The organism is Klebsiella sp. CB_Kp196, from assembly GCF_040061575.1.
GTDB lineage: Bacteria > Pseudomonadota > Gammaproteobacteria > Enterobacterales > Enterobacteriaceae > Klebsiella > Klebsiella michiganensis.
This window is the reverse complement of record NZ_JBEAFH010000002.1, coordinates 59,069-83,548: the sequence shown is the minus strand read 5'-3', so window position 1 is coordinate 83,548 and position 24,480 is coordinate 59,069. Positions and strand designations below refer to the sequence as shown.

Sequence of the window (24,480 nt, the reverse complement as noted above, 5' to 3'; positions counted from 1 at the left end):
GGCTTATAAAAACGGGTTAACACAGGAATTACCACCAAAGTAGTATTTATTTCTAATTTTTATTCTATTGATTAACAAAGATATTTTGCATAAAAGCCTGCAGAAAATAAGGATTAGCGATCCGCCATGGTATTAAGGGGTAGATACCCCTGAAGTCATTTTTTCTGTGACTTCAGGCGGCTTTTAAAATTCCCCCACATCATTAGTATGTTGTAACTAAGAAATAAACGCTAAAAAGGGCGCAAATACCGTTGCGCCCTTTTGCAGAAACTCAGAAAGAAATATTATTTCTGCTTGCGTCCGTAGACTGCCCAGGTAATCACCACGCAGGCGATATAGAACACCAGGAAGACCTTCATAGCGCCGGCCGGTGAGCCGGTTAAATCCAGCGAAATACCAAACGCTTTTGGAATAAAGAAGCCGCCAATCGCGCCAATCGCCGAAATAAAGCCCAGCGCCGCCGCCGTATCGGTCGCCGCTTCACGCATGGCCTGCGCTTCGCTGCCGCCCTGCGCCTTAACGCGATCCATGGTCATTTTGCGGAAGATAACCGAGATCATCTGGAAGGTAGACGCGCTGCCCAGACCGGCGGTCAGGAACAGCACCATAAATACCGCGAAGAAGGCAATAAAGTTGCCGCCCTCGCCGTGGGTCGGCAGCGTCAGGAACAGCAGGCCGCAGAAGATAGCCATAACCACGAAGTTCACCAGCGTCACGCGAGTCCCGCCGAGGCGGTCGGAGATCGCCCCGCCGGTCGAGCGCGCCAGGGCGCCGATAAACGGCCCGAAGAACGCGTAATGCAGAATCTGCACATCCGGAAACTGGGTCTTCGACAGCATGGCGAAGCCCGCCGAGAAGCCGATAAACGAGCCGAAGGTGGCAAGATAGAGCAGCGCCATAATCCACAGATGGGCGCGCTTCAGTACCGGTAGCTGCTCGCTCAGCGACGCCTTCGACGCCGACAGATCGTTCATAAAGAACCACGCCGCCAGGGTGAAGATAATCAGGAACGGCACCCAGATCCACGCCGCGTTTTCCAGATACAGCATGGAGCCGTCCGGCTGCTCGCTGCCGGTACCACCAAAGACGGCGAAGATCGACAGCGAAATCACCAGAGGGGCAACCAGCTGCATTACGCTGACGCCCATGTTCCCGAGGCCGCCGTTGATGCCCAGCGCGCCGCCCTGCTTCTGTTTCGGAAAGAAGAAGCTGATGTTAGCCATACTGGAAGCAAAGTTCGCCCCCGCAAAACCGCAGAGCAGAGAAATAATCACGAAAACGCTGAAGGGCGTAGAGGTATCCTGTACCGCGAAGCCTAACCAGACGCAGGGCACGATCATGATCCCGGTACTGAACGCGGTCCAGCGACGTCCGCCGAACAGCGGCACCATAAACGCGTAAGGCACGCGCAGCAGCGCGCCGGAGAGCGCCGGGAGCGCGGTCAGCATAAACAACTGGTCGGTGGTAAACTGAAAGCCGACTTTATTCAGGTTGACGGCAACGGCGCTGAACAACATCCAGACGCAGAATGCCAGCAAAAGACACGGGACGGAGATCCACAGATTGCGGCTGGCGACGCGATGACCGCGCTGCTGCCAGAATTCAGGATCTTCGGGACGCCAGTCGCTAATGACTGAACTGTTAGTCTTCTCCGGGATTGAAGAGTGACTCATAGACACCTCTAATAATTCATATTAACCCTGGCTACCTTATGGGTTACAGGCGGCGGTAAGTTGATATAAATCAAAGGAAAAGTTGGCGCTAATTTGGCTAAAAAAAACGCATCACCCGAAGTGAGTAGCTATTTCTGCGTAAAAAAGTGTGGTTTTTCACGCCAGTGCTGGCATTGCCCGAACGTCTGCCACCAGCCCATCACACCCTGACAATTAAGGGGTAATCCTTTAGGGGTATGGGTATACTCCAGGGGATGTCCGAGAATAAGCGCCACTCCCGGATGATTTGCCGGTCAGGAGCCTCATACCCCATGTTGAAACGTCTTTTTACGCCGCTAACGCTGGTTAATCAACTCGCGTTAATCGTGCTGTTAGCCACGGTCATCGGCGTCGCCGGAATGGCGATCTCTTCTCGCCTGGTGCACGGCGTTCAGGGCAGCGCGCATGCGATTAATAAAGCCGGCTCGCTGCGCATGCAGAGCTACCGCCTGCTGGCGGCAGTACCGCTGGGCGAGAGCGATCAAAAGCTGCTCGATGAAATGACGGCCACCGTTTTTAGCCCGGAACTGCAGTACGCCGCCCGCCATGACGATCAGCAGCGCCAGCTTCAGGCGTTACAGCACTACTGGCAGCTGGAGCTGGCGCCGGGAATGCGCAGGGCGCAAAATCAGGCCTCGGTCGCGACGGATGTCGCTGGCTTTGTCGATCGCATCGACCAACTGGTGACCGCTTTCGATCACACCACCGAGGAGCGGATTAAACACGTGGTCTGGATCCAGCGCATCATGGCCGTGGGGATGGCGCTGCTGCTGGTGTTTACCATCGTCTGGCTGCGCGCCCGCCTGCTACGCCCGTGGAAACAGCTGCTCGGCATGGCCCGAGCGGTGAGCCGACGCGATTTTACCCAGCGCGCGCAGATTAGCGGACGCAACGAGATGGCGACGCTCGGTATGGCGCTGAACAATATGTCTGAAGAGCTGGCGGAGAGCTATTCGGTGCTTGAACGCCGGGTGCAGGAAAAAACCGCCGGTCTGGAGCAGAAAAACGAGATCCTCGCCTTCCTGTGGCAGGCCAACCGCCGACTGCACTCGAACGCGCCGCTCTGCGAGCGCATTTCGCCCGTTCTTAACGGGTTACAGGGGCTAACCCTGCTGCGCGATATTGAAGTTCGCGTTTACGATATGGAAGATGAAGACAACCATCAGGAGTTTTCCTGCCACTCCGATATTCAGTGCGACGACAGAGGCTGCTATCTGTGTCCGCGCGATCTGCCGCCGCTGCCGGATACCGGCACCACCTTAAAATGGCGGCTGTCGGATGCCCATAATCAGTACGGTATTTTGCTGGCCACCCTGCCCGCCGGGCGGCATCTGAGCCACGATCAGCAGCAGCTGGTGGATACGCTGGTTGAACAACTCACCGGCACCCTCGCCCTCGATCGCCATCAGGAGCGCCAGCAGCAGCTTATCGTGATGGAGGAGCGCGCCACTATCGCCCGCGAGCTCCACGACTCCATCGCCCAGTCGCTCTCCTGTATGAAAATGCAGGTTAGCTGCCTGCAGATGCAGGGCGACGATCTGCCGGAAGCGAGCCGCCAGCTGCTGGGGCAAATCCGTAATGAACTCAATACCTCCTGGGCCCAGCTGCGCGAACTGCTGACGACCTTCCGGCTACAGCTCACCGAACCGGGGCTGCGCCCGGCGCTGGAGGCCAGCTGCCGGGAATACAGCGCCCACTTCGGTTTTACGGTACGCCTGGATTATCAGCTGCCGCCGCGTTTTGTTCCATCGCATCAGGCCATTCATCTGCTGCAAATCGCCCGGGAAGCGCTCAGCAACGCGCTGAAACACGCCAATGCCACCGACGTCAGCGTTACCGTGGCGTTGCGGGACAATCAGGTCCGGCTGACGGTGGCCGATAACGGTCGCGGCGTGCCGGATCACGCGGAGCGCAGCAACCACTACGGCCTGATTATCATGCGCGATCGCGCGCAGAGCCTGCGCGGGGACTGTCAGGTTCGGCGTCGGGAAACCGGCGGTACCGAAGTGGTGGTCACTTTTATCCCTGAAAAATCGTTTTCAATCCAATAAGGAGAACTTCATGAGTCAACAGGAACGGGCAACCATCCTTCTCATCGACGATCACCCGATGCTGCGCACCGGCGTCAAACAGCTGATCAGCATGGCCCCGGACATCCAGGTTATCGGCGAAGCCAGCAACGGCGAGCAAGGGATTGCGATGGCGGAATCATTAGATCCCGATTTGATTCTGCTGGATCTCAATATGCCGGGCATGAACGGTCTGGAAACCCTCGACAAGCTGCGCGAAAAGTCGCTTTCCGGCCGCGTGGTGGTTTTTAGCGTTTCCAATCATGAAGAAGATGTGGTGACCGCTCTGAAACGCGGCGCCGACGGCTATCTGCTGAAGGATATGGAACCGGAAGATCTGCTGAAGGCGCTGCAGCAGGCCGCGGCAGGCGAAATGGTGCTCAGCGAAGCGTTAACCCCGGTGCTGGCTGCCAGCCTGCGCGCTAATCGCGCCACCTCGGACCGCGACATCAGCCAGCTGACCCCGCGCGAACGCGATATTCTCAAGCTGATTGCCCAGGGCCTGCCGAACAAAATGATCGCCCGCCGTCTGGACATCACCGAAAGCACGGTCAAAGTCCACGTCAAGCATATGCTCAAGAAAATGAAGCTGAAATCGCGCGTGGAAGCGGCGGTTTGGGTCCATCAGGAGCGCGTATTCTAGGGCAGATGCTGCCACGACACGCCCTCGGCCGGTACCCGTACCAACGGCTCAGTCAGCGCCAGTGCGATCTCATTGGATGAGACGCGCTGACCCGTTTTATCCTCCACCACCAGCGAAAGATGCCAGCGGTTGCTCGCCCCGGCTTCGCTGCTCCAGCGCGGCATAATCACGGTCCAGCCGTCCGTACTGTTCGCCTCAATTGGCGATGTCAGGCTTAGCGCCTGGGTGTCCCCCTGCCAGCTCAGCGACTTAATGCCGTGCAGGCTGCGAATCTGCAGTTTCAGCTGCACCGTCTCCCCCGGCTGAAGATCCCAGGGCGGCGTCGCCAGATAAACTGACAGCGTTTTACGCTGCCGATATTCAACGACCGGCAGGTTATCCCGCTCCGGGCTGTCGTAGCGGCTGCCGCGAAGCGATCGGCTAACGGCGACTTCATCGGCCGCCAGCTGCTGCTTCAGCGGGACGCCGAAACGATAGTTCAGCTTCAGCCCGACATCATTTTGGCTGACGCCGCTCTCGCCCTGCTTATGCTTAGCCGTGACCGTCACCAGCGGAACGGGAGTGTAATTCAGCCCCACCGACACCGCGACCGGGTTATGGTAGCCGGTACCCGAATGGAACAGATCGACGCTATCGCCAAAATACTGCTCCACGCTGACGCTGGTATTAATGTGCTGATAAAACGGCAGCCGCGCCTGGGCGGTGACATCGTAGCCGCTCGCCATACGCTGCTGCTGGGTCAGGCTACTCCCCTGCTGCCAGCCGCCGAGCGGCTGGTAGTAGTTCGCCGACAGGCGCAGCGACTCACCCCAGGCTTCGGCCCCGACGCTGCCGCGCGCCATCCGATCGTCCAGGGCTTTATCGTAGAAAGAGTTGTAGCCCAGCAGCCAGGAGCCCATCCGCCAGCGCTGGCCGAGACCAATATTGCCGACCAGACCCGTATCCCGCTGGGTGACCGAGTACTGATTCCAGGTAAGGTAGTCGCCGTTATCCTGCAGAGGGACAAACCAGCTCCCTTTGCTGCCGGTAAAATGGCCCTCTTTATCCACCAGCAGATCGACGTTGGCGTTGCCCCACGGCGAAAGCCAGTTCTCCAGCTGGTGGCTGACCTCATTCCCCAGTTTACCGATGGCAAATACTCGCGCCTGTTCGCTGGTTGTCAGCCCGTTATCGCTCATACTGGCTTCGCCAAATTTCTTCGCCATCTCGGCAAAGTGCTTTGCGTCGTCGTCGACCTGCGGCGCCAGGCCGAGGTCGGGTAAGCTCTCAGGCGCGCCGGAGAACGCCTGATTGTCCTGCAACGCGCGGGCGGGCGCGCCTGCCAGCAGCAGAAGAAGCGGTAAATACGGGGTTATGCGGAACGACAAGGAGCTCAAATCGGTTACGTCTACTCACGAAGTGGTGGCGGCAAAACCTAAGTTTATCGTTTTTTGCCCGCCCTCGCAGCCTCTGGCGCGATTCCAGGAATATGCTGAATCTCAGGCCTGAACCCGCTTCGCCGCCAGCAGCGCCTTAAGCTCCGGGAGACAGGAACCGCAGCTGGTGCCGCATTTGAGTTTCGCCCCCAGCGCGGCAGGCGTACGGCAGCCGCTGGCAATCGCTTCGCCTATCGCCCGTTCGCCCACGCTAAAGCAGCTGCAGATAATGCGTCCGCGCGGCATCTCATCGCCGCCTTTTCTGCCGCTCAATAGTGCGTGGCGCCGGGCGGCGTTCTGCGGCGGGGTGAGAAACGCGGCGTGAATCCACTCGGCATCGATAGCCGGCTCGCTGGCGTCGCTCCACCAGCCGAGCATCAGCTCTCCCCCCTGCCACGCCAGCAGGTTCCAGACGTTGCCGCCTTCGGCTACCTGCATCTGCCATCCCTGCCGCTGACACCAGCCCACAAGCCAGTCGCGGGAGCGGATATCCCCCGCCAGCGAAAGATGGATAACGCCCTGCGCCGCCCGCCGCCGCCAGTGCAGCGAGGCGGGGAGCGGAACCGGCTGGCGAGCAAAAAGCTCGCCTTTCCACGCCGGCAGCCAGGCGGCTATCGCTACCGCCGCCTGTTTACTCTCCGGCTGCCCGGAGTGCGGGTCGGTGACCGCCCTCAGCAGGTTATTCACCCGTCCCTGGCGAGCATACTGATCATTCCAGTGCATCGGCACAAACAGCGACCCGGGACGCTGGCCAGCGCTGATTGTCACTTTTGCTACCATCACCCCATTCGGTGAGCGGACCCGCGCCAGTTCACCTTCCAGCAGCTGATAGCGCGTCGCGTCCGCTGGCGCGACTTCCACCACCGGTTCGCTAATATGCTGCATCAGACGCGGCACCGCGCCGGTGCGGGTCATGGTGTGCCACTGATCGCGGATCCGCCCGCTGTTGAGGATCAGCGGATAGAACGCATCGGTGACCGCCCGAGTGGGCTGTGGGGTCACCGGGACCATGCGCAGTTTGCCGCTGCGGTGCCACCCCTTGAGCAAACCCCAGCTTGCATGGCTACGGCTCACCGGCCAGCGCACCGGTTCCAGCGCATCCCACGCTTCGCGGCTGAGATCCGCCAGTCCGCCGATGTCAAACGCCCGCTGGCCATCGTTTTCATATCCTGAAAGCGCGGCGTGTTCGCTGAACACCTCGTGCGGATGCTGCCAGGCAAAGGCGGAGCCGAAGCCGAAGCCCAGCGCCTGGGCCACGCGGGCGACGATCCACCAGTCGGCTCTGGCCTCCCCCGGCGGCGGCATGAAAGCGCGCTGGCGTGAGATCCGCCGTTCGGAGTTGGTTACCGTGCCGCTCTTCTCTCCCCACGCCAGCGCGGGAAAGCGGATATGGGCAAAGCGTCCGGTATCGGTAGCGGCAGCGACGTCGGAAACGATGACCAGCGGACAGGCCGCCAGCGCTTCGCTTACCGCATGGCTGTCCGGCAGCGACACCACCGGATTGGTGCCCATAATCCACACCGCTTTCACCTCGCCGCGGCCAATGGCGGCGAACAGATCCACCGCCGTCAGCCCCGGCGTTTGCGCCAGACGTTCGGTCCCCCAGAAGCGCGCCAGACGCCGTAAATCATCGGTTTCAAAATTCATATGCGCCGCCAGCATGGTCGCCAGCCCGCCCACCTCGCGCCCGCCCATGGCGTTAGGTTGTCCGGTCAGCGAAAAAGGCCCGCAGCCCGGGCGGCCAAATTTCCCGCTCGCCAGGTGAACGTTGATGATAGCGTTGCATTTATCGCTGCCGCTGGCGGATTGATTAATCCCCATGGTATAGAGCGTGATGGCGCGCGGAGCGGCGATAAACTCGCTGTAGAACTCGGCGACCTGCTGTCGCGGCAGGCCGCAGAACTGCGCTACTTTGTCGAGGTCCCAGTTCCGGGCGATAGCCAGCGCCTGCGGCGCATCGCTGAAATCACCGCTGATGGCGCCGCTGGCGGCAATGGCGTTCAGCAGGCCGACAAACAGCCCGCCGTCGCTGCCGGGAGCCAGCGCCAGATGCCGGTCCGCGATATCGCAGGTGGCGGTCCTACGGGGATCAATGACCACCACCCGCATCTGCGGATTGTCGCGCTTCGCCTGCGCCAGCCGCTGATAGAGTACCGGATGCGCCCAGGCGGCGTTCGACCCGACCAGCACCACCAGATCGCTGTTTTCCACGTCCTCATAGCTGCACGGCACCACATCAGCGCCCAGTGCCCGTTTGTAGCCGGTAACCGCTGAAGACATGCACAGCCGCGAATTGGTATCGATATTTGCCGCGCCGATAAACCCCTTCATCAGCTTATTCGCCGCGTAGTAGTCTTCGGTCAGCAGCTGGCCGGAGGCATAAAACGCCACCGCCTGCGGCCCGTGACGGTCGATGACCTCCCGCAGGCGCGAACCCGCCGCCGCCAGCGCCTGGGTCCAGGTTGCGCGCTCGCCGTCGACTTCCGGGAAGAGCAATCTTCCCGCCAGGCCGACGGTTTCGCCCAGCGCCGCCCCCTTCACGCACAGGCGGCCAACGTTTGCCGGGTGCTGCTCATCCCCGCGTACGGTAACCTGGCCATCGGCATTCAGGCTGGCGATAACGCCGCAGCCGACTCCGCAATAGGGACACGTGGTCCTGGTTTCCGTCATCAGGAGGCCTCCGCGCGCGCCAGCAGCTGCTGGTTGCCAACCCACACTTTACCGTTCTCCACTTTGACCGGCCAGGCGCGTACCGCCAGTTCGCCGCCGTCGCACTGGCGGCCATCGCGCAGGCGGATACGCTGCTTATACAGAGGCGAAATCACGATCGGTTCGCCGCCCGCATCGCCAAGCAGGCCGCGCGACAAAACGTTGGCCTCGCTGCCCGGTTCAAGGTTATCGAGGGCATACACCTGGTCGCCGAAGCGGAACAGCGCAATCTGCCGCTCGCCGAGCCGCGCGCCAATCCCCGCCTGCTGAGGAATGGCGTCGAGATCGCAAATGGCCTGCCACGGGCGGGACGGCAGCGCCGGTTCGGCCTGCGCCGCGAACGGGGCCAGCTGCGGCTGGCCGCGCAGGGTTTGCCGCTGTACGCTTTCGTCCGGCTCATCGCTGTTCACGTAGGAGCGGAACAGCGCCAGCCGCTGCGGATCGTTAAGGGTGGTTTGCCATTCGCACTGGTAGCTCTCGACCACCCGCGCCATCTCCTGCTCCAGCTCTTCGCCGATGCCGAGGCTGTCTTCGAGGATCACGTCGCGCAGATAGTCGACCCCGCCCTCAAGGTTATCCATCCAGGTACTGGTGCGCTGCAGGCGATCCGCGGTACGAATGTAGAACATCAGCAACCGATCAATACTGCGAATAAGGGTGGCCTCATCAAGATCGCTGGCGAACAGGTCGGCATGGCGCGGCTTCATGCCGCCGTTGCCGCAAACGTACAGGTTCCAGCCCTTCTCCGTGGCGATAACCCCAATATCTTTCCCCTGGGCCTCCGCGCATTCGCGGGTACAGCCGGAGACGGCCATTTTAATTTTGTGCGGCGCGCGCAGCCCCTTGTAGCGATGTTCGAGGGTGACCGCCAGGCCGGTGGAATCCTGGACGCCGTAGCGGCACCAGGTCGAACCGACGCAGGATTTCACCGTCCGCAGGGATTTGCCGTAGGCGTGGCCGGTTTCAAATCCCGCCTCTGCCAGCTCGAGCCAGATTGCCGGGAGCTGCTCCAGGCGCGCGCCGAACAGGTCGATACGCTGGCCGCCGGTCACCTTACTGTATAGCTGATAGCGTTTGGCGATCTGGCCGATCGCAATCAGCCCGTCCGGCGTCACCTCTCCCGCCGCCATGCGCGGCACCACCGAATAGGTACCGTCTTTCTGAATATTGGCGAAGTAGCGATCGTTGGTGTCCTGAAGCGGCAGATGCGCCGGCTTCAGCAGATATTCATTCCAGCAGGAGGCCAGCACCGAGGCCACCAGAGGTTTACAGACTTCACAGCCGTGGCCGTGTCCATAGCGGGCAATCAGCTGTTCGAAGGTGCGGATATGGTTGACGCGTACCAGGTGATAGATCTCCTGCCGCGACCACGGAAAGTGCTCGCAGATATCCTTTTTAACTTCGACGCCCTGCCCGGCAAGCTGGTACTCCATCACCTGTTTCACCAGCGCGCTACAGCCGCCGCAGCCGGTCGCCGCTTTAGTGCAGCTTTTTATCGCCGCCATATCGCCCGCGCCGCCGCTCACCGCCTGGCAGATATCGCCTTTGCTGACGTTGTGACAGGAGCAAATCTGCGCGCTGTCCGGCAGCGCCGCTACCCCGAGCGCTTTTGGCGCGCTGCCCTCCCGCGCCGGAAGGATCAGGCTTTCCGGGTGTTTGGGTAAAGCCATCCCGTTAAGCATCATCTGTAGCAGCGTGGCATAGTCGCTGGCATCCCCGACCAGCACCCCGCCGAGCAGTTTTTTGCCCTCCGCGCTGACCACGATTTTTTTGTAGATCTGCTGCGGCCCATCAGTCCACTGATAGCTCTGACAGCCCGGCGTGCGCCCCTGCGCGTCGCCGAACGAGGCGACATCGACGCCCAGCAGCTTCAGCTTAGTGCTCATATCCGCGCCGCTAAAGCAGCCTGCCTCGCCCGCCAGGGTGGCCGCCGCGGCGCGCGCCATCTGATAGCCGGGCGCCACCAGACCATAAATTTTGTTCTCCCACAGGGCGCATTCGCCGATCGCCAGTACGTCCGGGTCGGAGGTACGGCACTGGTTGTCGATGCAAATGCCGCCGCGTTCGCCTACGTTCAGTCCGCCGCTGCGCGCCAGCGCGTCCTGGGGGCGAATACCGGCGGAGAATACCAGCATATCGGTCGCCAGCGAGGTGCCGTCGGCGAAGTTCAGCTGCAGCCCCTGCTCATTGCGCACAATTTCCGTCGTCGCCTTGCTGGTATGCACCCCGACGCCCAGTTGGCTGATTTTTTCCCGCAGCATCGCCGCGCCGCCGTTGTCCAGCTGCACCGCCATCAGGTTCGGCGCAAACTCGACAACGTGAGTTTCCAGCCCCAGCTGCTTCAGCGCGTTGGCCGCTTCCAGCCCGAGCAGGCCGCCGCCGATCACCACACCCCGTCGGGCGGTTGCGGCGCGGGCGGCAATCTGGTCGAGGTCGTCAAGCGTACGATAAACAAAGCAGCCCTCGAGATTATGACCCGGCACCGGCGGAACAAACGGGTAAGACCCCGTCGCCAGCACCAGCTTATCCCAGTGGGTTTCGTGGCCGAAGGCATCGCGCACCACCCGCGCTTCACGGTCGATGCTGGCGACCGATTCGCTCAGGCGCAGCTCAATACCGTGCTGAGCGAAAAAATCGCCCTCAACCAGCGACAGCGATTCCGCGCTGCGTCCGGCGAAATATTCAGTCAGATGAACCCGGTCGTAAGCGGCGTAGCGCTCCTCGCAGAACACCACAATCCGGTACTGTTGATGAAGGTGACGGTCGACGCATTGCTCAAGAAAATGGTGGCCGACCATACCGTGTCCGACCAGCACTAATACAGGTTTTGTCATCGTAGTTTGTCCCGCAGCGCGCGGCTGCATCGTTGAAGAGGGATCGAAGAGCCACTCTGCCGGCGCCGGCGCATGCGCCCCCAGCAGAGCGGTGAGGGGCGCGGCGCTGCTGCAGTCGCCCAGCAGCAGTACGCCGCGCAGCTTGCCGTCGCGCAGCAGCAGGCGACGGTAGTGGCGGTCCAGCGGATCCCAGCTGGTATATACGTCATCCTGTTCGGCGGCCCGCAGCTCGCCGGCGCTGAAGAGCTCAATGCCGGTGACCTTCAGGCGAGTGCCGCTGTCCTGCCAGCTGAAATCCTCGCCAGGGGTCGCGCACAGGCGGTCCGCCAGCACCTCCGCCTGGCGCAGACACGGCGCCACCAGCCCCCAGGTCTGACCGTCGATTTCACAGCACTCGCCGATGGCGCTGACGCCCGGCTGCGCGGTTGCCAGCTGGCGGTCAACGAGGATGCCGCGGGCGCAGGCCAGCCCGCTGCGCTCGGCCAGCCGTTTGTTCGGCTGCACGCCGGTCGCCAGCACCACCCGCGAGGCGGCAAACGCGCGGCCGTCCTCCAGCCGCACCTGATGTTCATCAATAGCGGCGATACGGCTCTCCATCACGCAGCGAATCCCGCGCTCGGCAAGCAGCATTTGCAGCTGCTCGCCGGCAAAAGCATCGATTTGCTGCTCCATCAGCCCGCTTCCGCGATGGAGTAAAGTGACACCGTCACCATGACGCCGCAGCGCCGCGGCGGCCTCTACGCCGAGTACGCCGCCGCCGATGACCACCGCCGGGCCGTCGATGGCCAGGATGCCCTCAACGTCCGCCAGGGTGCGGAAAGCAAAAACGTGCGGCTGGGTGATGCCCGGCAGCGGCGGCAGAAACGGCAGCGAACCGGTGGCGAACACCAGCTCATCCCAGCCCAGTTCGCCTGCGGTGGTTTGCAGCGTACGGGCCGCAATATCCACCGCCGTAACCGTTTCACCGGCGCGTACCGTCACGTTATGCCGCGGATACCATGACGCGGGCAGCAGCAGCGTCTCGCTTGCCGCTTTTTCGGCGCCAAGCACCGGCGACAGCTGAATGCGGTTATAGGCCTGGCACGGCTCATCGCCGATGAGGGTGATGCTAAACCGCTGCGCATCGCGCTCCACCAGCGCCTGCGCCAGGCGCGTGGCCGCCATACCGTTGCCAATAATCACCAGTTGCCGCCTCATCGCCGCCCCCCTACGCCGCTTTCGGCTGTTTTTCATAGAGGAAGTGCAGGATCTGCTGGCGCAGATGGTGATAACGGCTATCGTCCGCCAGCTGCACGCGATGGCGCGGTCGCGGCAGATTGACGTCGAGGATCTCCCCGACCGTCGCCGCCGGGCCGTTGGTCATCATCAGCACCCGGTCGGAAAGCAGCACCGCTTCATCAACGTCATGGGTAATCATGACGATGGTGGTATTCAGCGACTGCTGGATCTGCATCACCGCGTCCTGTAAATGCGCCCGCGTCAGGGCATCAAGGGCGCCAAAGGGTTCATCCAGCAGCAGCACTTTCGGTTTCATCGCCAGCGCCCGGGCAATGCCTACGCGCTGCTTCATGCCGCCGGAGATTTCTCCCGGGCGCTTGTGCAGGGCGTGTCCCATCTGTACCCGCTCGAGGTTGTGCTCAATCCACTCTTTGCGCTCGCCTTTGCTCATGCTGCGGCGAAAGACCTGATCCACCGCCAGCGCCACGTTGTCAAAGCAGGTCAGCCACGGCAGCAGAGAGTGGTTCTGAAACACCACCGCGCGTTCCGGCCCAGGCCCGGCGATTTCACGGTTGTCGCACAGCAGGCCGCCTTCCGTCGGCAGGGCTATCCCGGCTATCAGATTCAGCAGGGTTGATTTACCGCAGCCGGAGTGGCCGATCAGGCTGATGGTTTCCCCTTCATAGATGTCGAAGGAGACGTTCTGCAATGCCAGGAATTCGCCGCTGGCGGTGTTAAAACGCTGGCTGACGCCCTGGACCTGAATTAATGGTTTCATCTGCGACTCCCTATTTTTCCTGCCAGCTAAAACGACGGGCGAGCAGCATCAGCCCCTGTTCCAGCAGCAGCCCGACCACGCCGATAATGACGATGGCGATGATGATGTTTTCGACGTTGAGGTTGTTCCACTCGTTCCAGATCCAGAAGCCGATCCCTAAGCCACCGGTGAGCATTTCGGCGGCGACAATCACCAGCCAGGCGATACCGATGGAGAGACGAACCCCGGTCAGCACCGCGGGCAATACCGCCGGAAAGAGGATCTTGCGCATCACCGTCCACTCCGACAGCTGCAGCACCCGGGCGACGTTGAGGTAATCTTCCGGAATGCGCCGCACGCCCTCGGCGGTGTTAATGACCATCGGCCAGATCGAGCAGATAAAAATGGTCCAGCTGGAGGCGGGTTCCGCTTTCTGGAACAGCAGCAGGCCGATGGGCAGCCAGGCCAGCGGGCTGACCGGGCGCAGCAGCGCGATCAGCGGGTTAAACATGCGGGCGAAAAAGAGCGAGCGGCCAATCAGGAAGCCGAGCGGAATTCCCGCCAGCGCGGCAAGGCCAAATCCCACCGCTACCCGCTGCAGCGACGCCAGCACGTTCCAGCCGATGCCCATATCGTTCGGCCCGTCCTGATAAAACGGGTCGGCGAAAAGGGTTAGCGCGGAATCCAGCGTACTGAGCGGCGTCGGAAAGCCTTTGCTGTTCATCGCCGCCAGCTGCCAGCCCAGCAGCAGCAATCCCAGCCCAAGCAGCGGCGGCAAAAGACGTTGGGTAACATCCCGCAGCCAGCGGCTGAGCGGAGGCGTGGTTTTGCGCACCTGCAGCGGCGGCAGGGTAATGACTTCGCCGGGCGCGCTGTCGGCGCCGACCTGCGGTTGCGGTTTATATGCGTGTTTCATCTCATGCCCCCTTACGTTGAATCGCGAAACTGCGGGCGTAGCCTTCCGGATCGGCCCCATTCCAGACCTTGCCATCGATCAGCGTGCTGCTGCGCATCGCCTGCCTCGGCGCGCTGATGCCGCCGACCGCCTGCGCAGCCTCTTTCCAGACGTCAATCCGGTTAATGTGCTGGGCCACCGCCAGATAATCCGGCGCCGACTTCAGCAATCCCCAACGGCGGAACTGGGTCAAAAACCACATGCCGTCCGAGAGCCACGGAAAACTCACTTCACCCCGTTCGTAGAAGCGCATCGGGTGCGCGTCCTGCCAGCGGCGGCCGATACCGTTGTCGTATTCGCCGAGCATGCGCCCGCTGAGGTACTGCTCTTTGGTGTTCAGCCACGCGCGTCTGGCGAGAAGGCGCGCCGTTTCGCGAGTGTTCTCGGCGGATGCGTCAATCCAGCGCTGGGCCTCCATCAGCGCCGCCACCAGCGCGCGCGCGGTGTTGGGATGACGCTCAACCCATTCGCTGCGGGTGCCGAGAATTTTTTCCGGATGCTCCGGCCAGATATCCTGCGAAGTGGCGGCGGTGAAGCCGATACGATCGTTAATCGCGCGCGCGTTCCACGGTTCGCCAACGCAAAAGCCGCTCATATTGCCGATACGCATGTTCATTACCATCTGCGGCGGCGGCACAACGACGGTGCGAATATCGTCAAAGGGATGAATTCCACCGCTCGCCAGCCAGTAGTAGAGCCACATCGCGTGGGTGCCGGTTGGGAAGGTGTGGGCGAAGGTGTAGCTGCCCGGCGCCTGCTGGCCGATCAGTTTTTTCAGCCCGCCCAGGTCGGTGACGCCCTTCTCCTGCAGCTCGCTGGAGAGCGTTATCGCCTGACCGTTGCGGTTAAGGGTCATCAGATTGGCCATCGCCTGCGGTTTACTGGCGATCCCCAGCTCAAGGCCGTAGAGCATGCCGTACAGAATGTGCGCGGCGTCCAGCTCCCCGGCAACCAGCTTGTCGCGCACCGCCGCCCAGCTGGCCTCCTTGCTCGGGACGAGGGTGATGCCGTACTTTTTATCGAATCCCTTCAGGGAAGCGATAGCTAAGGGGGCACAGTCGGTCAGCGGAATAAACCCCACCCGCACGGTAGTCTGTTCCGGCTTATCCGACCCTGCCGCCCACGCCGCCTGCATTATGCCGGGGAGCAGCATCGCGCCGCCCAGCGCCGCCCCCGCCTGTAATAAACGCCGCCGTGAAATTGAAAACGTATCGCCCATACCCGCTCCAGAAACGCGCAAAAAAAAAGCGCCCGGCGGTGCTTACGCACCGCTGGACGCCTTTATCCTTAGACATACGTGCCGCCGTTGGCCCGCTGCCCTAAACCTTTATTCACTCGTTTTATTTAATGCAAAGCCAATGCCAGATTTGCGGAGGCCCGGTTCACGCGCGTTGGCTCACTTGCCGGGGGCGTTTGAGGCAAAAACTGCACCGTCGGCTGGCAACATATGCCCACTGATTGTGCATCTACTCCTTAGGTGGTACTTGCCATAGCGACTTCACCGTCAGCAGCGCGCGGGCTATCTCAACCATGCGCTGATTTTTGTCCATCGCCATTTTACGCAGCGCCTGCCAGGCCTGCTCCTCCTGCATTCCCTGGTGGGTCATCAGCACGCTTTTGGCTTTTTCAATCAGCTTGCGCTCTTCAAGCGCATCTTTTAACGACGCGAGCTGGGCGGAGAGCTGCTGTAGCTCATGGGCCTGCTGGCGCACCAGCGGCAACAGCTGCTTATCCAGCCGCAGGGCTATACCGTCCTCCTGCCAGTCGGCGGGCGGCACCTGGACCTCCCGATCGTCTCGCTCCAGCAGCGCATCGGCCGCGTTAAGCAGGTCTGCGATCAGCCGCTCTTCCACGCCGCGCAGCTGCTCAAGACGCTGGGTCTGAACGCAAAACCAGCGCAGCGCCGTTTCTCCCTCGTCCGGCGGCGGTTGGCGGGTGCAGGCGACCCGCCGCAGCTGTTCAATTTCCAGGCCGGCCTGGCACTGTTCAACAAACAGAACGTTTTGCGGCGAACTGGCTAAAGCCTGAAAAGTGTCAAAACAGGGCTGCTGGCCGTCAATGCGGTCCACCAGCTGCTGGCGCAGCTCATCGCTGAACAGTCCGCGGGCAAAGCCCAGCGCGCCCAGCGCGCGCTCCTGTCCGACCAGCTCTTTCCCCTGCATAAAGCTGTAAAGCGCGACCATCCGCCCGGCGATTTGCGGATCGTCGATACTGTCGTTGAGCTGCGGAACGATATTCAACAGGTGGCGGATAATGCGGCTAAACTGCCCGGTGGCCTCTTCGGCGGCAATCTCCAGGCCGCGCACGCGTTTACGCAACGCGACAAGCTGCGTCAGATACCACACCGCGCAGGCAATGCGCCAGCAGAGCGCGCTGCTGGCGGCATCGCGGGCAGGTTCCAGCGCCGCATAAAACCGCGTGAGCTGCTCATCAACCAGCGCCGCGCCCGCCCGGCACTCCGCCGCGTATAGTCTGCCGCCCGAGCATAGCCAGATATTTGACGCGCCGCGCTCGCACTGCAGCATATGCACCAGCGCGCTTATCTGGCCTGCCAGCGCCCCCTGCTGCGCCAGCTGGTGCAGCTGCCGCTTCTGTAAGCGACGCGCGCGCGCAAACCAGTCGACCACCTCAGGCGTATTACCCGCCACATTATTCATACCCTTCCCCCGGGTTAACGCTTTATACTTCAGCCAAGCAATAACCGTGCCTTATAGAAGGAGTCCTTATGCAACGTATTGTGATTATCGCTAACGGTGCCGCCTACGGCAGCGAATCCCTGTTCAATAGCCTGCGTCTGGCTATCGCCCTGCGCGAGCAGCAGTCTGACCTCGAACTGAAATTATTTTTAATGTCTGATGCGGTGACCGCCGGCCTGCGCGGACAGAAGCCAGCGGAAGGCTACAACATTCAGCAGATGCTGGAGATCCTCACCGCGCAAAACGTGCCGGTGAAGCTGTGTAAAACCTGCACTGACGGCCGGGGAATCGGCGCGCTGCCGCTGATTGATGGCGTGGAGATTGGCACCCTCGTCGAGCTGGCGCAGTGGACGCTGGCGGCGGATAAAGTCCTGACCTTCTAAAAATCCTCCATTGAACGGGATTAAATATTAAGCTGGCGGCGTTTGTTAACCGAAAACAATGTCAGCTGAATGCTTTCAGGCACAACGTCATTTTTGTTTAATCTTTATTCCTTTTTTTGATCAAAATCAGCATCTGCCCCCCTCCCCTTTGGTGTTATGCACAGAGCAAAGTGTGAACAATATCACGCGGGTTAATGGGCTGGCAGGATGCTGTAGACAGAAACGGGGTCGAGATTAAATGGCAATGGTAAAAGCAAGTTTAACGTTGTTTGGCGGTGATACGTTGGTGGTGCGTTGTTCCGAACGCTGCCACATTCACCTGATGAGCGCCAAAGTGCCTGGCGATAGTCATGCGGATATTCTGAGTGTGCAGGACAGAGATAGCGCGTATCTGACCGTGCCTTACAGCGGCACCTGGAACGTTCTCATCGACAGCCACAGCCAGTCGCTGGAGCACTCCATCAGCTACGTTCCCGCCTGATAGCAAACGCCCGGGGAAACCCGGGCGATATACTCTTAAGCCAGCCCGGGCTGGCTGCTTTCCCCCAGCAGATGACGCACCTTGCCGACTAAATCGTCGAGGCAGGCATCGTACATCCCGAGTTTGCGTAGCTCCTGATCGAGAGAGAACAGATACTGAGCGTTGGTGCCAAGCGGGCCGCTGGCGCGCGCTATCAGCGGCGCAATCACCTGCGCGCTGGTGTCCGCCTCAAACAGCGGATGACGCGGGTCCATAATAAAAACTAATGCATTGACGGTGCGGCCATCGTCCAGATCCAGCTTGCACCAGGTCGGCAGGTAGCAGCCGGTGATCATCTCCCGCTTCCACAGCAGGGTCAGCTCTTCTTCGAGAGTGTCATCAGGCAGGCGGTAGGCAACGCCGGTGGTGCGCCCGCCCTCTTTCAACGCCAGCATTCGACCCGGCTGAGTGGCGCTACCGCGCCCAGCGGTGAGCCGCAGGCAAAACGCGCGGTGCCAGCCCGGTAGCGTACCGGTACAGGACTCGCGATACTCCAGCGCCGGATTCCACATCAGCGAACCGTAGCCAAAGATCCACACCGAGCCATCGTCCGGACGACAGGCCAGGGTCGCCGCCAAAGAGGCTGCCCGCTGCTCTGCCGACCAAAGAAGCGATTCCTCAATAGCGCCAAACGCCGTTTTACAATCCGCATTCAGTAAGAAATCACGTGTTAACACTTTCTACTACCTCCGCCACTGCCCGCTTCCCGGCGATTATCTGGTGCCATCCGTGAAGTATTGCCGAATTATTATCCAGCTTTATTTGACAATAAGCAATGAACGAGCCGCGGGCAAGGGCTCAGGCAGCACATGACGTAGCAAAAGCGATTACTTCTTCTTATGCCACTTATCATCATCGCCTTTTTGGTACTCATTTTTCACCGCCGCCCAGGCGACTTTGTGCGCCGTCTCTTCACGGCTGGCGTCATCGCGTCGGTCTTCTTTATGCTTATACTGGTCCCAGGCGCTGTTAAAGGCCTCTTTGTAAATCTCCTGGGCATGCGCAGGCAGAACGTGCTGAACGCTGTCGGGTAATTCACTTTTGTTGCTATAGGGCATGGCGACCTCCAGATTTAGGGTGAATAGTCAGTCTGTCAGGCGATTTACCGGCTGGCAAGGCGATGGATAAATGAGAAAGATGTTTTAGTAATTATCTGAATAATAAATACAAAACGATAGTAACCGCAGTTTATGGCAATCTACCACTTTTCCATGGTCAGAGTGGTAAATTTAAGTAAAAAAACAAAGTAGTTCGATCAATGTCTGTTATTTTATTAACTTACAGTATCTATAATTATAACACCTGCACACCTGGAGATAATTCATGACCGATGCACATGAGGCGGTGAAAACCCGCCACAAGGAGACCACCCTCGCCTTTCCGGTTCTGGCGCTGGCGGTGCTGTTTTTCTGGGGAAGCAGCCAGTCACTGCCAGTGGTCGTTGCCATTAATATCCTGGCGCTGGTCGGGATTCTGAGCAGCGCGTTCAGCGTTGTTCGCCACGCCGACGTTCTGGCGCACCGTCTTGGCGAACCCTATGGTTCGTTAATTTTAAGCCTTTCAGTGGTTATTCTCGAAGTCAGCCTGATTTCCGCATTAATGGCCACCGGCGACGCCGCGCCGACCCTGATGCGAGATACGCTTTATTCAATTATCATGATTGTTACCGGCGGGCTGGTAGGTTTTTCTTTATTGTTGGGCGGGCGCAAATTCGCCACCCAGTATATGAATCTGTTCGGCCTTAAACAGTACCTCATCGCCCTCTTTCCGCTGGCGATCATCGTCCTGGTCTTTCCCATGGCGCTGCCCGGGGCTAATTTCACCACCGGCCAGGCGCTGCTGGTTGCGCTGATCTCCGCCGCCATGTACGGCGTGTTCCTGCTGATTCAAACGAAAACGCACCAGAGCCTGTTTGTTTACGAACACGAGGATGACGGCGACGACGATGACCCGCATCACGGCAAACCGTCGGCCCATAGCAGCAAGTGGCACACCGCCTGGCTGCTGGTACACCTGGTTGCGGTTATCGCCGTGACTAAAATGAACGCCAATCCGCTGGAGACGCTGCTGACCAGCATGAATGCCCCCGTCGCCTTTACCGGCTTCCTGGTCGCGCTGCTGATCCTCTCTCCGGAAGGCCTTGGCGCGCTGAAAGCGGTCCTGAACAATCAGGTCCAGCGGGCGATGAACCTGTTCTTCGGCTCCGTGCTGGCCACCATTTCCCTGACGGTGCCGGTGGTGACGCTTATCGCCTTCCTCACCGGCAACGAACTGCGCTTTGGCCTTGGCGCGCCGGAAATGGTGGTGATGGTCGCCTCGCTGCTGCTGTGCCAGATATCGTTCTCTACCGGGCGTACCAACGTGCTGAACGGCGCGGCGCACCTGGCGCTGTTCGCCGCCTACCTGATGACCATTTTTGCCTGAACCTCCCCCGGCGGCGTCCGCCTGTCGGGGAGATAAAAAAAGCCTGCCGGTTTTGCAACGGGCAGGCTTTTGTCATTTCAGCGACGGTTACTTGCTGGTATCCAGCTCATCGAAGCCTTTAACCAGATCGTCGATGGCTTTCATCTGCTTGAGGAACGGCTCCAGTTTATCCAGCGGCAGCGCGGACGGACCGTCGCATTTCGCGTGTTCCGGATCCGGGTGCGCTTCAATAAACAGGCCGGCGATACCCACCGCCATCCCGGCGCGCGCCAGTTCGGCAACCTGCGCGCGGCGTCCGCCGGAAGCGGCGCCAAACGGGTCGCGGCACTGCAGAGCGTGAGTAACGTCGAAGATAACCGGTGAGTTATTGGAGGCTTTCTTCATCACGCCAAAGCCCAGCATGTCGACCACCAGGTTATCGTAGCCGAAGTTCGCGCCGCGATCGCAAAGGATCACTTTGTCGTTGCCGCCTTCGATGAACTTATCGACGATATTGCCCATCTGGCCCGGGCTCACGAACTGCGGTTTTTTCACGTTGATCACCGCGCCGGTTTTCGCCATCGCTTCAACCAGATCGGTCTGACGGGCGAGGAACGCAGGCAGCTGAATAACGTCCACCACGTCAGCGACCGGCTGAGCCTGGCTGGCTTCGTGAACGTCGGTGATGATTTTCACGCCGAACGTTTGTTTCAGCTCCTGGAAAATCTTCATCCCTTCTTCCAGCCCCGGCCCGCGATAGGAGTGGATGGAAGAACGGTTAGCTTTATCAAAAGAGGCTTTAAACACATAAGGAATGCCCAGCTTCTGCGTGACGGTCACGTAGTGTTCGCAGATACGCATCGCCAGATCGCGGGATTCCAGCACGTTCATGCCACCAAACAGCACGAATGGCAGGTCGTTTGCTACGTTGATATCACCAATGCTAACCACTTTTTGTTTCATAAGTTCGCCTTATCAGGGTGTAACCGGAATGGTTTCAGACTAATGCAATGTAATTTGTTTATGCGAAATGGTGTTGATCTGCGCGCGGATCATCTCGCTGATGGGATCCTCCGGGCACTGTTCAACGAAGTAACTGAGGTCCTGCAGCGCCACGTGATCGCAATCCAGCTGGGCGTATATCAGTCCCCGGTCGCGAATTTCGTACGGGTCTTCCGGATTGAACTGCAGCAGCGCTTCGCTGGTCCGTAACGCCAGCTCCATCTGCCGCTCTTCCATCAGCGCCGATTTGAGCGTGTCGAGCAGCTTGCGGATCACTTCCGCGTTGTCGGCTTCATCGAGGTCTTCGTTAAACAGCTCGGCGACCGGACTAATATTGCCCTTCAGCCACACTTCCAGCGTATGCTCGTTGAGCGTTTCGCCGTTAAATGGATTAATGAGCCACATCTCTTCGCTCTCTTCAGGGTCGGCGCGAAGCAGCATCTGGGTCGGAAAAATCACCGGCACCACCGGCAGCGCCAGACGCTGAGCAATCCACAGCAGGATTGCGCCTAGCGATACCGCGCTACCCTGACGATTGTTCAGGACTTTATCAAGCCAGAGCACGTCGGACAGGCGGTAAACGCCGCGCGAATCGCTAAAGCCCCAGTCATGATAGAAAAGCTCCAGCAGACGTTCTATCTGGCGCTCCTGGTCCCACGAAGAGGCAATCTCCTCACGCGCCAGGCCCAGCAGCCGCTCCAGCTCATCCTGCACATAGTGCGTCGGAAAATCGTCGCGGATTAATTCAGAAATGAGGACCATGCCGTCGCATAACGGCGCTTTATTAAATTCGAAATCAGCTAACGACCTCATGCCTTACCCCAGTAACGGTGTTCTTGTGATGGCGAGTTGAATAATGATAAACAACACCACCAGGGCCAGCAGAAAGGCGACAAACCGGCTCTGCTGACTGCGCTGGCGACGACGGCCCAGCGCGATAAATCCCAATGCGATATAAATGATAACGCCAAACAGCTTCTCAGTCAGCCATGTACCCTCTTCGGTAAACGGCAGATAGTGCGTTATTGCCATTAATCCGGCGCCGCTGAGAAACAGCAGCGTATCGCTACAGTGCGGCGCGATACGAACCCAGCGCTGGTCGAGCAGACGGTTTCCGCTCCAGCTCCACCAGTAGCGCAGCACGAACAGGCTCACCGAAACCACCACGCAGGCGATATGCAGATACAGTACCGCGTTAAACAGATTCATACGCCTCCCTGATATTGCCCGAGCGTCAGACGCTCGTTGTCTCCGTAGTCGCGACAGGTGGCAATATTGCCATAACCCGCCGCGCGAAAGATTGCGCGCACCGCTTCCCCCTGCGTCCAGCCGTGTTCCAGCAGCATCACGCCGCCGGCAGCCAGATAGCGGCGGCCTTCGCGGATGATATGCGCCAGATCGGCCAGACCGCCATCGGCGGCGACCAGCGCAGTTTTCGGCTCAAAGCGCACATCGCCCTGCGCAAGATGCGGGTCGGTTTCATCGATATAGGGCGGATTGCTGACGATGATGTCGAACTGCTGCCCGGCGAGCGCGCTAAACCAGTGGCTTTGCAGTATCCTGACGTTAGGGATAGCGAGATGTTCAGCGTTACGCGCCGCCAGCGCCACCGCGTCGGGCATTACGTCAACGGCGGTGACGTGGCAATCGGGGCGTTCGCTGGCCAGCGCCAGAGCGATGGCCCCGGTGCCGGTGCCGAGATCGAGAATGCGGCACGGCTTGTCGGATAACCGCACCAGCGTCTGTTCAACCAGGCATTCGGTATCCGGACGCGGGATCAGCGTGGCGGGAGAAACGAACAGCGGCAGCGACCAGAATTCGCGCTGGCCCACCAGATGAGCCACCGGCTCGCCCCGGGCGCGACGGCTGAGCAGCGTTTCCAGCTCGGCGGCCTGCGCCGCCGTCAGCGCCGTTTCGCCAAAGGCGAGAATATAGGTCCGCGCTTTGCCGGTCACGTGACCCAGCAGGATTTCGGCATCCCGGCGCGGGCTTTCACTTTGGCTCAGGCGGACGATGGCCTGCGTCAGCCACTGCTGAAAAGTCATCATTCCTGCTCGGAAAGGGCGGCCAGCTGATCGGCCTGATATTCCTGAACGATCGGCTCAATCAGCATATCCAGCTTGCCTTCCATCGCTTCGTCCAGACGGTAAAGCGTCAGGTTGATGCGGTGATCGGTCACGCGGCCCTGCGGAAAGTTATAGGTGCGGTTACGATCGCTGCGATCGCCGCTGCCCAGCAGGTTACGGCGCTCTGAGGCTTCCGCCTGCTGGCGCCTTGAAACTTCCGCGGCGCGAATACGCGCGCCAAGCACCGACAGCGCTTTGGCTTTGTTTTTGTGCTGAGAACGTTCGTCCTGACACTCGACGACGATGCCGGTCGGCAGGTGGGTAATACGGATCGCCGAGTCGGTGGTGTTAACGTGCTGACCGCCCGCGCCGGAGGAGCGGAAGGTATCGATGCGCAGATCGCTCGGGTTGATATCCGGCATTTCGGCTTCCGGCAGCTCCGGCATGACCGCCACGGTGCAGGCGGAGGTATGGATACGCCCCTGGGATTCGGTAGCCGGCACGCGCTGTACGCGATGGCCGCCGGATTCGAACTTCAGTCGCCCATAGACGCCGTCGCCGCTGATTTTGGCAATCACTTCTTTAAAGCCGCCGTGCTCGCCTTCGTTGGCGCTCATGATTTCCACGCGCCAGCGGCGTGATTCCGCGTAACGGCTGTACATACGGAACAGATCGCCCGCGAACAGCGCCGCTTCATCGCCACCGGTACCGGCGCGAACTTCAACAAACGCGTTACGCTCATCGTCCGGGTCTTTTGGCAGCAGCAGAACCTGCAGCTGCTGCTCCATCTGCTCACCCTTTTCTTTCGCTTCGCGCAGCTCTTCCTGCGCCATTTCGCGCATTTCCGGGTCGTCGAGCATCATCTGCGCGGCTTCGATATCATCCTGCAGCTGACGCCAGTCGGTGTAGCAGCGGGCGACGTCGCTCAGCTGTGCGTATTCGCGCGACAATGCGCGAAATTTATCCTGATCGGCGATGGTTGCGGCATCGCCGAGTAGCGCCTGAACTTCCTCATGGCGTTCGTAAAGGGCTTCCAGTTTGGCAACAATAGAAGGCTTCATAGGCGTGAATTCACCCTGTCCTAAAAAAGAGAGAAAG

Annotated in this window: 20 protein-coding genes; 5 read left to right on the top strand and 15 right to left on the bottom strand. The window is 60.2% G+C overall.

What is annotated here, in order from left to right; genetic code table 11:
- Window positions 1–284: 284 nt before the first annotated feature.
- The gene (locus ABLU87_RS01435) at window positions 285–1,673 is read right to left on the bottom strand and encodes a NarK family nitrate/nitrite MFS transporter (protein ID WP_004851854.1); all 1,389 of its coding nucleotides are present in this window, start codon (window positions 1,671–1,673) and stop codon (window positions 285–287) included.
- Window positions 1,674–1,984: 311 nt separating this feature from the next.
- Here ABLU87_RS01435 and narX point away from each other — a divergent pair, with 311 nt between their 5' ends.
- Complete coding sequence (gene narX, locus ABLU87_RS01430; protein ID WP_014229747.1) at window positions 1,985–3,763, top strand: nitrate/nitrite two-component system sensor histidine kinase NarX; 1,779 nt, start codon at window positions 1,985–1,987, stop codon at window positions 3,761–3,763.
- A 10-nt stretch (window positions 3,764–3,773) separates the two neighbouring features.
- A complete protein-coding gene (gene narL / locus ABLU87_RS01425) occupies window positions 3,774–4,424 on the top strand; it encodes a two-component system response regulator NarL (RefSeq protein WP_004103129.1) in 651 nt (216 codons plus the stop codon).
- Here narL and ABLU87_RS01420 read toward each other — a convergent pair.
- The 7 genes from ABLU87_RS01420 to nasR all read right to left on the bottom strand — a co-directional run bounded on the left by ABLU87_RS01420 (window position 4,421) and on the right by nasR (window position 16,969).
- A complete protein-coding gene (locus ABLU87_RS01420; RefSeq protein WP_064405798.1) occupies window positions 4,421–5,800 on the bottom strand; it encodes a YchO/YchP family invasin in 1,380 nt (459 codons plus the stop codon). The genes narL and ABLU87_RS01420 overlap by 4 nt on opposite strands.
- 102 nt (window positions 5,801–5,902) lie before the next feature.
- Window positions 5,903–8,509, bottom strand: a complete 2,607-nt coding sequence (locus ABLU87_RS01415; RefSeq protein ID WP_196941973.1) for a nitrate reductase — start codon at window positions 8,507–8,509, stop codon at window positions 5,903–5,905.
- The gene (nirB, locus tag ABLU87_RS01410) at window positions 8,509–12,579 is read right to left on the bottom strand and encodes a nitrite reductase large subunit NirB (RefSeq protein ID WP_122117768.1); all 4,071 of its coding nucleotides are present in this window, start codon (window positions 12,577–12,579) and stop codon (window positions 8,509–8,511) included. Before nirB ends, ABLU87_RS01415 begins: the two co-directional genes overlap by 1 nt.
- A gap of 10 nt (window positions 12,580–12,589) precedes the next feature.
- The gene (locus ABLU87_RS01405) at window positions 12,590–13,378 is read right to left on the bottom strand and encodes an ABC transporter ATP-binding protein (RefSeq protein WP_014838761.1); all 789 of its coding nucleotides are present in this window, start codon (window positions 13,376–13,378) and stop codon (window positions 12,590–12,592) included.
- Window positions 13,379–13,388: 10 nt separating this feature from the next.
- Window positions 13,389–14,273 carry a nitrate ABC transporter permease gene (gene ntrB, locus ABLU87_RS01400; protein WP_064405794.1) on the bottom strand — a complete coding sequence of 295 codons (885 nt, stop codon included), beginning with the start codon at window positions 14,271–14,273 and terminating at the stop codon, window positions 13,389–13,391.
- Window position 14,274: 1 nt separating this feature from the next.
- Window positions 14,275–15,531 carry a CmpA/NrtA family ABC transporter substrate-binding protein gene (locus ABLU87_RS01395; protein ID WP_122117767.1) on the bottom strand — a complete coding sequence of 419 codons (1,257 nt, stop codon included), beginning with the start codon at window positions 15,529–15,531 and terminating at the stop codon, window positions 14,275–14,277.
- 247 nt (window positions 15,532–15,778) lie between these two features.
- Entirely contained in the window at window positions 15,779–16,969 is a 1,191-nt protein-coding gene (gene nasR, locus ABLU87_RS01390; RefSeq protein ID WP_122117766.1) for a nitrate regulatory protein NasR, read from the bottom strand.
- Between the two features lie 68 nt (window positions 16,970–17,037).
- Here nasR and ABLU87_RS01385 point away from each other — a divergent pair, with 68 nt between their 5' ends.
- Window positions 17,038–17,391, top strand: a complete 354-nt coding sequence (locus ABLU87_RS01385) for a DsrE/DsrF/TusD sulfur relay family protein (RefSeq protein ID WP_122117765.1) — start codon at window positions 17,038–17,040, stop codon at window positions 17,389–17,391.
- Between the two features lie 238 nt (window positions 17,392–17,629).
- Entirely contained in the window at window positions 17,630–17,872 is a 243-nt protein-coding gene (locus ABLU87_RS01380) for a DUF1883 domain-containing protein (protein ID WP_002910387.1), read from the top strand.
- 35 nt (window positions 17,873–17,907) lie between these two features.
- Here the strand turns inward: ABLU87_RS01380 and ABLU87_RS01375 are convergent, their stop codons facing one another.
- Both ABLU87_RS01375 and chaB read right to left on the bottom strand, forming a co-directional pair.
- Window positions 17,908–18,588 (bottom strand): gamma-glutamylcyclotransferase, encoded by a 681-nt coding sequence (locus ABLU87_RS01375; RefSeq protein WP_004851874.1) that lies wholly within the window; start codon window positions 18,586–18,588, stop codon window positions 17,908–17,910.
- 150 nt (window positions 18,589–18,738) lie between these two features.
- Window positions 18,739–18,969, bottom strand: a complete 231-nt coding sequence (gene chaB / locus ABLU87_RS01370; protein ID WP_009651994.1) for a putative cation transport regulator ChaB — start codon at window positions 18,967–18,969, stop codon at window positions 18,739–18,741.
- Window positions 18,970–19,234: 265 nt separating this feature from the next.
- Between chaB and chaA the strand changes: the two genes are divergently transcribed.
- On the top strand, window positions 19,235–20,335 hold the full coding sequence (gene chaA / locus ABLU87_RS01365; protein ID WP_004121802.1) for a sodium-potassium/proton antiporter ChaA: 1,101 nt from the start codon (window positions 19,235–19,237) through the stop codon (window positions 20,333–20,335).
- A gap of 87 nt (window positions 20,336–20,422) precedes the next feature.
- Here the strand turns inward: chaA and kdsA are convergent, their stop codons facing one another.
- The 5 genes from kdsA to prfA are packed head-to-tail and all read right to left on the bottom strand — an operon-like array spanning window position 20,423 to window position 24,443.
- A complete protein-coding gene (kdsA, locus tag ABLU87_RS01360) occupies window positions 20,423–21,277 on the bottom strand; it encodes a 3-deoxy-8-phosphooctulonate synthase (protein ID WP_004851877.1) in 855 nt (284 codons plus the stop codon).
- A 39-nt stretch (window positions 21,278–21,316) separates the two neighbouring features.
- A complete protein-coding gene (sirB1, locus tag ABLU87_RS01355) occupies window positions 21,317–22,129 on the bottom strand; it encodes an invasion regulator SirB1 (RefSeq protein WP_057173985.1) in 813 nt (270 codons plus the stop codon).
- 3 nt (window positions 22,130–22,132) lie between these two features.
- Window positions 22,133–22,525 carry an invasion regulator SirB2 gene (gene sirB2 / locus ABLU87_RS01350; protein WP_004851880.1) on the bottom strand — a complete coding sequence of 131 codons (393 nt, stop codon included), beginning with the start codon at window positions 22,523–22,525 and terminating at the stop codon, window positions 22,133–22,135.
- Window positions 22,522–23,361, bottom strand: coding sequence for a peptide chain release factor N(5)-glutamine methyltransferase (prmC, locus tag ABLU87_RS01345; protein ID WP_122117021.1), 840 nt, complete (start codon window positions 23,359–23,361; stop codon window positions 22,522–22,524). The genes sirB2 and prmC overlap by 4 nt, the downstream gene beginning before the upstream one ends.
- Window positions 23,361–24,443 (bottom strand): peptide chain release factor 1, encoded by a 1,083-nt coding sequence (prfA, locus tag ABLU87_RS01340; RefSeq protein WP_004851884.1) that lies wholly within the window; start codon window positions 24,441–24,443, stop codon window positions 23,361–23,363. The genes prmC and prfA overlap by 1 nt, the downstream gene beginning before the upstream one ends.
- Between the last annotated feature and the right edge of the window lie 37 nt (window positions 24,444–24,480).

Bases quoted from the DNA above. Each gene is read 5' to 3' on its own strand.
- ABLU87_RS01435 (WP_004851854.1), bottom strand. From the start codon at position 1,673: ATGAGTCACTCTTCAATCCCGGAGAAGACTAACAGTTCAGTCATTAGC.
- narX (WP_014229747.1), top strand. From the start codon at position 1,985: ATGTTGAAACGTCTTTTTACGCCGCTAACGCTGGTTAATCAACTCGCG.
- narL (WP_004103129.1), top strand. From the start codon at position 3,774: ATGAGTCAACAGGAACGGGCAACCATCCTTCTCATCGACGATCACCCG.
- ABLU87_RS01415 (WP_196941973.1), bottom strand. From the start codon at position 8,509: ATGACGGAAACCAGGACCACGTGTCCCTATTGCGGAGTCGGCTGCGGC.
- nirB (WP_122117768.1), bottom strand. From the start codon at position 12,579: ATGAGGCGGCAACTGGTGATTATTGGCAACGGTATGGCGGCCACGCGC.
- ABLU87_RS01405 (WP_014838761.1), bottom strand. From the start codon at position 13,378: ATGAAACCATTAATTCAGGTCCAGGGCGTCAGCCAGCGTTTTAACACC.
- ntrB (WP_064405794.1), bottom strand. From the start codon at position 14,273: ATGAAACACGCATATAAACCGCAACCGCAGGTCGGCGCCGACAGCGCG.
- ABLU87_RS01395 (WP_122117767.1), bottom strand. From the start codon at position 15,531: ATGGGCGATACGTTTTCAATTTCACGGCGGCGTTTATTACAGGCGGGG.
- nasR (WP_122117766.1), bottom strand. From the start codon at position 16,969: ATGAATAATGTGGCGGGTAATACGCCTGAGGTGGTCGACTGGTTTGCG.
- ABLU87_RS01385 (WP_122117765.1), top strand. From the start codon at position 17,038: ATGCAACGTATTGTGATTATCGCTAACGGTGCCGCCTACGGCAGCGAA.
- ABLU87_RS01380 (WP_002910387.1), top strand. From the start codon at position 17,630: ATGGCAATGGTAAAAGCAAGTTTAACGTTGTTTGGCGGTGATACGTTG.
- chaB (WP_009651994.1), bottom strand. From the start codon at position 18,969: ATGCCCTATAGCAACAAAAGTGAATTACCCGACAGCGTTCAGCACGTT.
- chaA (WP_004121802.1), top strand. From the start codon at position 19,235: ATGACCGATGCACATGAGGCGGTGAAAACCCGCCACAAGGAGACCACC.
- kdsA (WP_004851877.1), bottom strand. From the start codon at position 21,277: ATGAAACAAAAAGTGGTTAGCATTGGTGATATCAACGTAGCAAACGAC.
- sirB1 (WP_057173985.1), bottom strand. From the start codon at position 22,129: ATGAGGTCGTTAGCTGATTTCGAATTTAATAAAGCGCCGTTATGCGAC.
- sirB2 (WP_004851880.1), bottom strand. From the start codon at position 22,525: ATGAATCTGTTTAACGCGGTACTGTATCTGCATATCGCCTGCGTGGTG.
- prmC (WP_122117021.1), bottom strand. From the start codon at position 23,361: ATGACTTTTCAGCAGTGGCTGACGCAGGCCATCGTCCGCCTGAGCCAA.
- prfA (WP_004851884.1), bottom strand. From the start codon at position 24,443: ATGAAGCCTTCTATTGTTGCCAAACTGGAAGCCCTTTACGAACGCCAT.